Origin of the sequence: Stygiolobus azoricus, from assembly GCF_009729035.1 — an archaeon.
Taxonomy (GTDB): domain Archaea; phylum Thermoproteota; class Thermoprotei_A; order Sulfolobales; family Sulfolobaceae; genus Stygiolobus; species Stygiolobus azoricus.
The window spans coordinates 155,361-166,796 of the sequence record NZ_CP045483.1 but is presented as its reverse complement, the minus strand read 5'-3'; the positions used below and the strand labels follow the sequence as shown (position 1 = coordinate 166,796).

At 38.1% G+C, this 11,436-nt stretch carries 11 protein-coding genes; 1 reads left to right on the top strand and 10 read right to left on the bottom strand.

The genetic code is table 11. The features are described from left to right. The first annotated feature begins 10 nt into the window (after nt 1-10). Nucleotides 11-1,006, top strand: a complete 996-nt coding sequence (locus D1868_RS00905) for an MBL fold metallo-hydrolase (protein ID WP_156004909.1) — start codon at nt 11-13, stop codon at nt 1,004-1,006. Nucleotides 1,007-1,008: 2 nt separating this feature from the next. Here D1868_RS00905 and D1868_RS00900 read toward each other — a convergent pair whose 3' ends face one another. From D1868_RS00900 to D1868_RS00855, 10 genes are read right to left on the bottom strand one after another with little or no spacing between them, the layout of a single operon-like run. Beyond that, complete coding sequence (locus D1868_RS00900; protein ID WP_156004907.1) at nt 1,009-2,115, bottom strand: NAD(P)/FAD-dependent oxidoreductase; 1,107 nt, start codon at nt 2,113-2,115, stop codon at nt 1,009-1,011. Further along, the gene (locus D1868_RS00895; RefSeq protein WP_156004905.1) at nt 2,112-3,491 is read right to left on the bottom strand and encodes a (2Fe-2S)-binding protein; all 1,380 of its coding nucleotides are present in this window, start codon (nt 3,489-3,491) and stop codon (nt 2,112-2,114) included. Before D1868_RS00895 ends, D1868_RS00900 begins: the two co-directional genes overlap by 4 nt. Beyond that, on the bottom strand, nt 3,466-5,106 hold the full coding sequence (locus D1868_RS00890) for an alkaline phosphatase family protein (protein ID WP_156004903.1): 1,641 nt from the start codon (nt 5,104-5,106) through the stop codon (nt 3,466-3,468). Before D1868_RS00890 ends, D1868_RS00895 begins: the two co-directional genes overlap by 26 nt. 5 nt (nt 5,107-5,111) lie before the next feature. Then, nucleotides 5,112-5,378, bottom strand: a complete 267-nt coding sequence (locus tag D1868_RS00885) for a hypothetical protein (RefSeq protein WP_156004902.1) — start codon at nt 5,376-5,378, stop codon at nt 5,112-5,114. Then, nucleotides 5,378-6,034, bottom strand: coding sequence for a uroporphyrinogen-III synthase (locus tag D1868_RS00880; protein WP_156004900.1), 657 nt, complete (start codon nt 6,032-6,034; stop codon nt 5,378-5,380). The genes D1868_RS00885 and D1868_RS00880 overlap by 1 nt, the downstream gene beginning before the upstream one ends. Next, nucleotides 6,009-6,923: a hydroxymethylbilane synthase gene (hemC, locus tag D1868_RS00875; RefSeq protein ID WP_156004898.1), complete on the bottom strand. Its 915-nt coding sequence runs from the start codon at nt 6,921-6,923 to the stop codon at nt 6,009-6,011. Before hemC ends, D1868_RS00880 begins: the two co-directional genes overlap by 26 nt. Then, nucleotides 6,920-8,203: a glutamate-1-semialdehyde 2,1-aminomutase gene (gene hemL / locus D1868_RS00870; protein WP_156004896.1), complete on the bottom strand. Its 1,284-nt coding sequence runs from the start codon at nt 8,201-8,203 to the stop codon at nt 6,920-6,922. Before hemL ends, hemC begins: the two co-directional genes overlap by 4 nt. Continuing rightward, complete coding sequence (gene hemB / locus D1868_RS00865; protein WP_156004895.1) at nt 8,176-9,186, bottom strand: porphobilinogen synthase; 1,011 nt, start codon at nt 9,184-9,186, stop codon at nt 8,176-8,178. Before hemB ends, hemL begins: the two co-directional genes overlap by 28 nt. Then, on the bottom strand, nt 9,143-10,378 hold the full coding sequence (locus D1868_RS00860; RefSeq protein WP_156004893.1) for a glutamyl-tRNA reductase: 1,236 nt from the start codon (nt 10,376-10,378) through the stop codon (nt 9,143-9,145). The genes hemB and D1868_RS00860 overlap by 44 nt, the downstream gene beginning before the upstream one ends. After that, nucleotides 10,359-11,033: a precorrin-2 dehydrogenase/sirohydrochlorin ferrochelatase family protein gene (locus D1868_RS00855; RefSeq protein ID WP_156004891.1), complete on the bottom strand. Its 675-nt coding sequence runs from the start codon at nt 11,031-11,033 to the stop codon at nt 10,359-10,361. Before D1868_RS00855 ends, D1868_RS00860 begins: the two co-directional genes overlap by 20 nt. Nucleotides 11,034-11,436: the final 403 nt, after the last annotated feature.

The following is an 11,436-nucleotide window of genomic DNA, read 5'->3' as shown; positions in this document are numbered from 1 at the left end:
TAATTTTAGTGTGTTCGATATACAAGATAACGGTGCAATACTGGTGGGTAATAACTTCGTTATTGATGGTCATTATAAGAGGTTATTCAGGGCTGTAACACACTTTCACGCTGATCACATAAACGAATTAAATAAGAGTATTAAGGAATGTACCAGCATAATTGCCTCACCCATTACTATTGAATCATTACAAGTGTTAGGATATAACGTACCTAAGCACAAACAACTACCGCTTAATTACGGAGTAAAGGTAGATCTTCTTGGCGAGAAGATAAAGCTTGAGAGGGCGGAGCATATCATGGGGGCTTCACAAGTAGTTATTGAAACTGAAAAAGGAATTGAGATAGCTTATACCGGTGATTTTAGGAACCCAGGGAAAGGTACGCCGATTCTTAATCCCGACGTATTAATAATAGACGTAACCTACGGCAATCCAAACTTTGTAAGAAAATACAAGGATGACATAGAGATGTTATTCGCAGATTATGTAGCAGATGCTCTCCTTAAAGGTCCAGTTACTATTTATGCATACTACGGAAAGTTACAAGAGGTTATGAAAGTATTACGAAAGTATAACGTCGATGCACCGTTTGTGGTTGAAAATAAGGTGGAGAAATTAACAGCCATAGCTGAAAAATACGGAGAAATGGTAGGTAAATTTGTAAATAAAAACACTGAAGAGGGAAAGAAGATAATTAAGGATGGATGGTACGTGGAGTTTAAACACGCAACCGAATTTAAGAGGAGGACTAAGACTACAACTAACTTCCTCTTAGACGGTTGGCTTGTCAAGGACTTCATAAAACCGGTAGATTCGAACTCATTTATCATAGGATTTAGTAGCCACGGAGACTTCGAGGATAATTTGAAATATGTGGAAATGACTACAGCCGACTTAGTAATCCTAGATGGGAGTAGGAGTAAATATGCGTATGACTTTGCGGTATATGTAACAAAATATTATAGAAAGAAAGTAAAAGTATTGCCGTCCTCCAGTGGTAGTTAAGGTTATATTACTAGACTTTCCGCTATCAGCTTCTTTTCCTTAAATCTTGTAGGTAAGTACGGTCTCATTTCTGGCGGAACTTTTCCGTTCAGTATTAGTTCAGCCATAAGCTTACCAGAATACGGGGCAAACATCATTCCATGTCCACTGTAACCGGCATCAATATATAGTCCTTCCGGCCACTCGTCATCATACCCCATTATGTGGGAACTATCAGGCGTCATTTCGTAATAACCGCTCCAACCTCTTAATATTCCTATGCCTTCTATGCCCTTCACAATCTCCCTTATTGCTCTCAAAAAGTGTGAGAGCTCTTCGAAAGAGTTAGTAAATGGTAGAAAATCGTACGGTCTAGGAGTTTCTGTACCCCCGATTATTTCACCCTTTAGTGTTTGCGAAAAATAGACCTTATTACTCGTGTCTATTACTAAGGGTCTTACCCTAAAACTTACGTCTTCTGTTATAAAGATTTCCTTCTTCTCAGGAAATATAGGTACGTTAATCCCGGAATTCATCATTAATTTACCGCTCCAAGCACCAGCTGTTATCACTACAATATCATCATTCAATTCTCCACCTTTTGCTAGTTTTACCCCCGCTACCTTCCCTCCTTTGAAGTTTATTTTTTCTACTTCATCTATGATTAATCTTGCCTTATCCTTTATCTCCAGATAGTAACTGTAAATTAAATAGTCGTGATGGAATGCACCATCCTGAGGCGCGTAGTAACACAACCCTTCGCTTTTTAGAAACTCAAATTCGCTACAATCTCTGAATTCACCTTCTATACCTTCAGCTTTCCACATGCTGTCCAACTTCTTTTGGATTGAGATTTGTTCTTCGTCCCTGAGGATCCATAAGTATCCCGTGAAATAAAGTAGAGAGTTAAGCCTTAGCTCTTTAACGTGCTGTATTAGGTACGGAATGGCTTTCTTGGCATATGTTATATTCTCTTTGCTGAAGAAATGATAACGAAATCTAGAGGCATTTCTACTGCTAGATCCAAATCCTACCCTCTTCATTTCGATTATCTTAATATCATTAAAACCCTCTCTGACCAAGTGATAAGCTAAACTTAGACCATGGGCACCCGCACCGATAATGATCATATTCTCACCGGGTAAATTGGCGTCCTGAAGGAAATTAGAATATTGCTCTTCAAGTAATCTCCTGCAACTATTGCGCATGCTTTACCTTGGCACTTTCCAGTCCCTAACCCGGTAACTCTCTTTATTTCTTCAGTATCTTTAACCCCGAGAGATTTTGCATATTCTATATCTTCTAACCAAACCTCCTCGCATTCGCAAATCAGACCATTGCTTCCATAATAATAAGGTGAGATGGGGAATGTAACTTCCTTTGACGAGTGGTTTCTCAGCTCATCCATTTTACTCGGGTCATTAAGAACCTCACCACTGAGTAAACTTAAGTATTCGTCAACTATCCCCAACATCCCACCAGTTATTTGCACGTTATTTTCACTTATAGGCTTGTATACGTGATTTTCATAAGTATACGAAAGCCCCATACTACTTGTAACCTCAAGCCTCGGTTGTTTGAGAACAGAAAATACGATAAGTGAAACTTCATATTCGCTCTTTTTTGTCGTGACTATCAGTTTCTTGTCATCGGTTCTAACCACGTCTACGATGTAATCCCTTTCAAGTTCTATTCCATTTTCGTTTGCAAGATCTCTGTATAATGGTGAAAAGGCAAAGTCAACATGTTGGGGAGCTAAAATTATAGCTTTTTTAGAGTTCAGAGCCGTCTTTACAGCCAAATCGTTATATCCTAATACTAGTATTTTACTGTCCTCTCTGATTTCCTCCTTTAGCTTCCTAATGTAATACTCTCTTGACACTACTCCTTGTTCCCAATTACCCTTGAATATAGGCTTTAAAGTCCTAGCTCCGGTAGAAACTACTATCTCTTCAGCCTCTACAAGAAGGAACTTGTCTTCTAGCTCGAAAAGTAGCCCTTCGTCAAATTTCCCCATGTAGTTACCGTAAAGAACTTTATTTTCGAATTTCTTCACTTTTTCCTTTAGTTTCTTCACTATTTCCTCCTTGGAAAGTAAGGAAGAGGGAGACTCGTCAAATAGGATGTCCCCGAATACCTCCCTAGTTATCATAATTGAGTCCTCATTCAGAGCAGCTATACCTGAGGTTCCTCCTCCAATGATCAGCCTTTTGAAATGTACTTTCTCTACATCTTTGTGTTTTTTAAGAGGTGAGTAATGTTTAGGTAGGTCTTGGAAGAATGGAAGAGCTGGTAGTACACTACTATTTCTTAGTAGTCGAGTCTCATGAAGAAACTTTATGTTTATTCTGAGGGGTAGAGGATGCCTCTCTTTCGGAGAGGATGTAAAGACGGAAGTTATTTCTCCTTTCTCGTTAACGTATTCGGTGTAAGGCATACCATATTCGTCATAGCTTATTCCGATTTTTCTCTTTGTCCTTTTAGTATATGCGGCGGGAACTCTCATAAGGTTCTAACAATTTTAATATTGGTCTTCCTTCCATTTTAATGTTATTAATATTGAATAGTTTAAGAATTGTAGGTGCTATATCTATTATCTTAGCCTGTTGAATAGTTTCTGTCCTATTCAGCTCTAATTGTTTATATTTTGCGATTATGATCCCGTATAGGTCATTCTTTCTAAAATACCCGTGTTCACCACTGTTCATTTTATAAGGGATAACGTCTTCAATCACTTCCATGTCTTTTTTCACGGCGCTGCTAACTCCGTAATAGTCCTTAATTCCTCCTATCTTAATATCACCTTCACGATCGGGTGCTGGTGATTCACTGGCGTATATTGAAGTAAAAATCTTTTCGTCGCCATCCGTAATGTTTTCTAAATTCCTGACTATATATCTAACTAGCTTAGGGAATTCCTTCAGTGATACTATTCCTCTATCTTCCCTACCTTTTAGGTTAATTCGTATCTGTCCTCCTCCGCCGTAATATGCTTTAGTCCTAGACCAGTCGATTTCATCCTTTTCGTTCAAGGACAAGACATTAATTTTCTCCAGTAGTTTGTTAATAAACACTTTTTTCTTTACCTTTTCAATACCGTGGTCTGAGGCAACTATCACTAGATCAGCATAATCTAAGTGCATTTTTATGAATTCATCAGCCATAAGATAACTTTGTACTATATACTCCCAAGCCTTTTCGTCATCTAAACCATATAATAAGTGTTGTACATTGTCAACTACTGGCAAATATGTTAAAGCAAAGTCCCATTTCACGTTATCAAGAAGATATTTAGTATAGTTGTAAAAGAAGGTGAAGGTTCTCTTAACAGTTTCCATGTATTCTTCAAAGGTAATTATATCCTTATGAAGCGAAACATGGTCACCGTCCATAATCATACCATAAACAGTAGATATTTCATTCCAAATTCTTTCCATTAATTGAGGTTTATTACCCCATCTCTTATTATCGAAAGCTATAGGTGATATGTATATGTCGTTCTCCCTTGCGTGTAATATGGTTATAGCATTAAACTCCTCTTTTCCGCACTTTCCCTTAACGGTAATTGGTAAGCTCCACTCATTTTTTTCTAACTCTATGATTTTATCACCGTTTGGAGAGGGAATAGCTACGTAAAATTTATTCGAAGATCTTTCAACTAACCAAACTTTTCCTAGAACTTTGTTTTCTCCCTCACTTATCACTCTTCCATCACTGCATTTCTTCATTTTACTCTTATACGGATCGAAAAGGGCAGAGTTTTCCATATTCCATTTATCGGGTAAAGCTTGTGGTGAAGAGGTCACTAATGTATTATACCCATTTTTACTCAAGTAAACCCAGAGAGGGTCGGTCTTTAACGGATCGCTAGAGTATGCAGAGAGTTCGTTAGATAATGGTTTGTCTTTAACGAATATTTTAGGAGCCGTAACACCGTTTACTTTAGGAGTATTACCAGTTACAAGAGAAGCTAAAGCTATAGGGGTTAATGATGGGAAGACGGACTCGAGTTTTCCGAAATAGCCCTTTGATATTAACTCGTTTATCGTAGGTAGCTTGTTCCTTATCTTTTCTACTACGTGAAAAGCCATTCCGTCAATGACTATTAATAGAAGTCTCAAAACGCCTACCCGTTAACTTTTGTTTTCTTCTCTATCTCGTCCTTGATGTCTTTGGGCATTATCATATTAACATTTTTTCTCTTAGCTTTGCCTTTTTCGTCAAAACTAAGTGCGAACTCATAAAAACCTTTTTCGTTCTCGAATTTACCGTAAATATCTACTTTGTCCTTAAATTGTTGAAAGAACTTTATTTCTAAGGTCTTTTCATCAATTTCCCCCACTATCTCTCTTAATGTTTTAAGAGTGAGCTCGCGTAAGGTAGTATCATCCATTAATCATCCCTCAAAAGCCCTTTCAACAAGATAAATATTCCATTCATATCATGTTCTCTAGCTTCATATATATTATTAACCCCCTCTAAAGCTCTGGTAGTTGATGGACCTATACTAATTACTTTAGTACACTCTCTCAGAGAGTCCTTAACTAATGTGGCTATTAGAGAACTAGTAATTATTACATAGTTAAAAACACAATCAGATAGAAGTTGTTTGGTCTTCCTTAAGTTCTCCTCGTTTATTAAAAGGTCGTAATCAACTATTTGGGTTATCTGTGGGTACTTCTCCTTGTCCCTCTTATACCCGACACTACTTCTTACTAAGATTGTTTTATCTCTTGAATTTCTTAACATCTTCTGGACCATCGAGTCAACGGTGAAAGTTTCAGGAACTATCACTTGCTTAACGTTGAATATATCTTTTAACGCATTTGCTGTAGAGGGCCCTACTGCATAAACTTCATCAACTTTTTCGAAAACCTCGGCGTAATTAAAACATTTAACCGCGTTTACGCTTGTAAATCCTATCGTTTTCGGCTTAAAAGGCAGCGTGTGGGGTGTACATACAGGTTTTAATATCGGTATATTAACTATCTCTATCTCGGGATCTTGGGGTACTTCACTGCCCTCAGGTCTTAATAACAATACCTTCATCCTTAATCTCCTTTAACAGTTGTTTACCTAGCTCCTCTCCTACCTCTTCTGGTTTTCCTCGGAAAATACCCTCAACTGTAATTTTCTTTCTTCCGTTAGTGAAAGTCATTATTCCTCGGTATTCACCCTCATCTAATTCCTCAAACAATACACCTAAGGGGGAATGACATCCTCCTCCAATAATATTTAGAGCCGTTCTCTCGGCTATTGCTTCGTGGTAGGTCTTTTCGTCATTTAACTTTCTGAAAAGGTCTTTTAAGGGAGAGTTAGACTTTCCCACAATAGCTATTATTCCTTGGTTAGCTTCAGGAGTTAGGAGTGTAGGATCGAATTTAGAATAGTTTATTCCTTGATATTGGTGGTCGTAAGCAGCAAGCCTCGTTATTGAGGCTTCAGCTACAATTATTGCATCGTATTCACCCTCAAATAACTTTCTTAACCTTGTGTCGATGTTCCCTCTAAGGTCTCTCACCGACAGATCCTTACGATAAAATACTATCGAATTTTTTCTTCTGATGCTACTCGTTCCTATAACTTTACCGCTTTCCAACTCGAACAGACCTTTATGTGATAATGAAATTAGGACATCAAAGGGCGGGTCTCTCTTTAGGACTGCATAGAGCTCTAAACCGGGTGGAGTTTCGCTTAACATATCTTTCATGCTGTGGACTGCAATATCAGCCTCCCCGTTGATGACAGCTTGGTTTACTTCTTTCTCGAAAACCCCTTTTCCAAGCTGTGATAAGGGCGAAGCTTGAAATAGGTCAGCCTTTGTTTTAACCTCGACGAATGAGGTCTCTATTCCTAGTTTATTTAATTTATCTTCCACCATTCTTACCTGTATTCTGCTGAGCTTACTCCCTCTAGCAGCTATTCTTATTTTATTCATAGTTCGTTTATCACCTTTCTTGTTACTTCTATAGTAGTATTTACTACTGAGGAGTTGTGAGCACCAGAAGAGAATATTACTTCAAATTGACTTGGTGGAATGAAGACTCCTCCTTCCAACATTCTCTGATGCATCTTAAAATATGTGTTCTTGTCAGCTTGTTTTGCTTCGGTAGCATTAGTCACTTTCTTCACGCCGAAGAAAACCTGGAACATACTTTCAATTCTATTAAGGGTAAAGGTAATGCCCTTCCTCTCTAGAAGTATAGAGAGTTCTTCACTGAAAGCTTTAGTAGCTTCTTTAGCCGTATCATAAACTTTCTCCCTTTCTAATACTTCGATTGTCGCTAAACCGGCTGCCATGCTTAATGGGTTTGCGTTAAAGGTCCCAGCGTTAAAAACCTTACCTGAAGGCGTTAGCAAATCAATTATTTCAGCTCTTCCAGCTACAGCTCCGATAGGTAGACCTCCTCCTATAATTTTTCCTAAAGTTGTCAAATCTGGGTTTATGCCGAAATAACCTTGAGCTCCGCTAAGTCCCAATCTGAACCCCGTAATGACCTCGTCGAATATCAAAAGTGAGTTATAGGACTTGGTTAGTTCTCTCAACCCCTTTAAAAAGTCCTTCTCCGGTAAGATCAACCCCATATTACCCATTACTGGCTCTACTATTACCCCTGCTATGTCTTCTTTTTTCAGCGTCTTTTCAACGCAAGAAAGGTCATTGTACTCGCATATCTCGACTGTATTTCTTATTGACAAAGGTATTCCGTTAGAAGTAGAGACGTTGAATTCGGTAGCTGCACTACCTGCCTCTACAAGGCCATAATCATGAGCCCCGTGATAATTGCCGTTAAATTTGAGTATTTTCTCTCTTCCAGTATACCCTCTTGCTAACCTCAATGCTAACATCGTAGCCTCAGTTCCGCTATTAACGAACCGGATCTTTTGTGCAGAAGGTAAATGTCTGATTATCTTTTCCGCAAGCTTTATCTCAACCGGACTAGGAGTACCATAGAGCCAACCCTTCTGAACTTGTTCTATAATCTTTTTTTCGACATAGGGGTGACGATGCCCTAAAAATAGTGGACCATATCCTAAAACGTAATCTATTAGCCTCTTTCCATCTACTGTATATAAGAAAGCACCTTCACTTCTATCTACGTAAAACGGATAAGGCTTAACTGCAGCTCTTACTGGGCTGTTAACTCCCCCAGCAAAAAGCTTCAGGGCTTCCTTCCATAGGTTCTCGCTCAAAACGGAACACCCTCCTTGATCCATTCTGCAATCTTCGGAGCATAATACGTCAGTATTATATCAGCTCCAGCTCTCCTGATTGCTGTTGTTATTTCTAAGACAGCTGTTTTTTCGTCGATCCACCCATTTAGCGCAGCGGCTTTTATCATGCTGTATTCACCGCTGACATGATAAGCGGCTAAGGGGTATTCAGGGAAGTTTTCCTTCACGATTCTTATTACGTCGAGATATGTATGTGCTGGCTTTACCATCAATATGTCCGCTCCTTCCTCTACGTCTAGATGAGCTTCCTTAATTGCCTCGTATGAGTTCCTAGGATCCATTTGATATCCTCTTCTATCTCCGAAAGCAGGTTTAGAGTAAGCAGCATCTCTAAAAGGTGAATAGAAAGTCGAGGCATATTTTACACTGTAAGACATTATACTAATGTCTTTGAACCCGTTTTCGTCAAGTGTCCTCCTTATAGCTCCTACTACTCCGTCCATCATTGATGACGGAGCTATTATATCCGCCCCAGCTTCAGCTTGACTTAAGGCAATTCTAGCATGAACCTCCAGGCTTTCATCGTTATCAACCAACGCTTTACCGTTTTTATTAACTACTATTCCGCAGTGACCGTGACTGGTGTACTCGTCAGTACATTCATCAGCTATCAAGAGAATCTTATCTCCAAAAGTTTGTCTAAGAAGTCTTAAGCTCCTTTGAATTATCCCGTCCTTAGCATATGCTGAAGAAGCAAAGTCGTCTTTATACGAAGGAATACCAAACAGTATAAAGCTCTTTATTCCGAGACTGTAGGACTGCTCTACGAATTTGATTAGGTGTTCGTTAGGCGGGTACCTGAATACGTCGGGCATGCTGTCAATTTTTTCTGGCTCGTTTATGTTCTCCTTCACAAAAATAGGTAAGACTAGTTGGGAAACATTAAGAGTTGTTTGGGCTACCAGGTCTCTTATTACTTTATTAGTTCTTAGTCTTCTCGGTCTTAGAGTCGGAAACGTTACCATTTCCTAAAACCTCTATTAGATAATTAAGGTAATCCATCCTATTAGGAGTTTTTCTAATATCCTCTAAAACCGGCGAGAACACTTTCTTCAGCAAAGATGAACTCATCTTATCAATTATCTCTAATATTTCATCCATTTCCGGATGCCCCTTTTTAGCTAAAACGTTTATTGCCTCCTTGATCTCTTCTCTCCTTATCTCCTCTATTTTACTCATAAATATTGAAATCAGCCTGTTGAGGTTATACGTCTCAATCTCTCTATTGAACTTATCCACTTCCGCCTCAATTATCTTCTTAGCCTTTTCTATCTCTCCCATTTTCCTCTCCATTATTTGGGCTGAAAGAGACTTTAGGGTTTCTAAGGTTACTACATTATTACCTTCAACGATAGCTGGCAATGATAAGTCAACTACTAGTTTTGGCCCGTTTAGTTTGACCTTCTGTGGGTAGTAGATAGCCACGAATACAACGTCAAATTTACTTACCTCGTCAAAGTCAAGTTCCATAGCTTTATATCCAAATTTACTTGCTACGTCATAGGCTCTGCTCAGAGTTCTGTTAAAAATCGTTACATTTGTTATACCAGCATCCCTAAGCATATGGGCTAGTTTACTTCCTATTTCCCCAGCTCCTACAATTGCAACCTTTAAGTTTTTGATATCTTTAAATTGTCTTGTTACAAAATCAACTGCAAGCGAATAGACACCGGTCTTCCCTTTCGATATATTAGTCTCACTTCTAACCCTCCTACCGGTCTTTACTGCTGAAGTAAATAGTAGATCTAAAGCGTCATCGATTAGCTTTAATTTTTTGCATTTCTCAGAAGTTTCTTTTATTTGTCTAAGAATCTCATATTCTCCAATTGCAAGTGAATCTATTCCCGAGGCGACCTCAAAGAGATGCTTTGCCACGTCTCTACCTTGTAGGATTATAGCATCTTTGGTTATCTTCTCTTTATGGAAAGAGTCTAATCTTTCTAGAAAGTTTTTAAGGTCTTCTAAATTGTGTAAATAAAGATAAGCCTCGACTCTATTGCACGTTTGGAGAACACAAATCTCAATGTCGTCTGAAGATTTTAATGCCTTAAGTTCCTCGTCTCTAATATAGTGCTCGTATAACTTATCGAGACCTACCGTTTTATAAGTGTATATTAATGCGTAATAATTGTCTAATTTAATCTGTCTTATTGCCATTGATTATCTCCTCCGCCCTCTTAATTGAGTGTTCTATGTCGTTTTTACTCACATAATCCCTAAACTTAGGATCATTGAAAATTAAGGAATACAACGAGAATCTTCTTCTTGGGTCTTCTACTTCCGACTTCATCTTATCCTTAACTAGCCCCATGACCTCTACAAGCTTTTTCACTTCGTCGTTGAGAACTCTTTCCTTAATCAGCTGTAGGATAAACTTTGAGGAAAGACTAGACTTACCGAAAGTAGTAACGGCTACGCCTATAGAGTCCTCAATAGAGTAAATGGGGACTATGAAATTGGATTCCTCAGGGTTGGTCGGATCGTTACATAGTTTTCCCAAGATTTTAGCAACTTTACATATCGAAGAATTAAGAGTCCTATCTGAGGTAGCCGTTACTATTATGTGGTATTGTGAAAGGAAGTTATCGTTGATTAATGCTTTTGCATCACCCTTAATCAGTTTGATTTTCTTCTCTTCGTAAGCTCTTTGAAGATCTGTCGAAAAATCTAAACTCACTACCGTAACGTCACTCATTAGCTCCGCGAATTTTAAAGCCCTTTTAGTACCTACAGTACCCCCGCCTATCACTAGAACTTTTAACCCTCTAAGATCAAGAAAAATAGGTAGATAAGTGTAATTTCGGGCGTTCACTATTGTTATTATAAATTCGCTTAATTTAAATTCTACTCCGTTTATTTAAATCAAATTATATTCAGATTTTGTTTTTATAATTAATCATTATGGGACTTTAAGGGGGGAACATCTAGAACTAAATTTTAAAAATAGATATCTTTTTTTGTCACCGAAAAAATAAGGATATGAAAATGAGATAAAAAGCACGTTAACAACACTTTATTTCAAACAAGTTAACTTTAAAAAAGCATCCTTTTGATTATATTAGTACATCATTCACCACCCCTCCGAACTTTTCCACCGCCCCACCTTTATTCCCTTTAAAGATTTTTTGTTAACAGCCTAATTGTAAATACTATACTTTCTACTTTATTTACTTTACTCTCATTAGTAGTAAAATATATTTAATAAAAGGGCAACA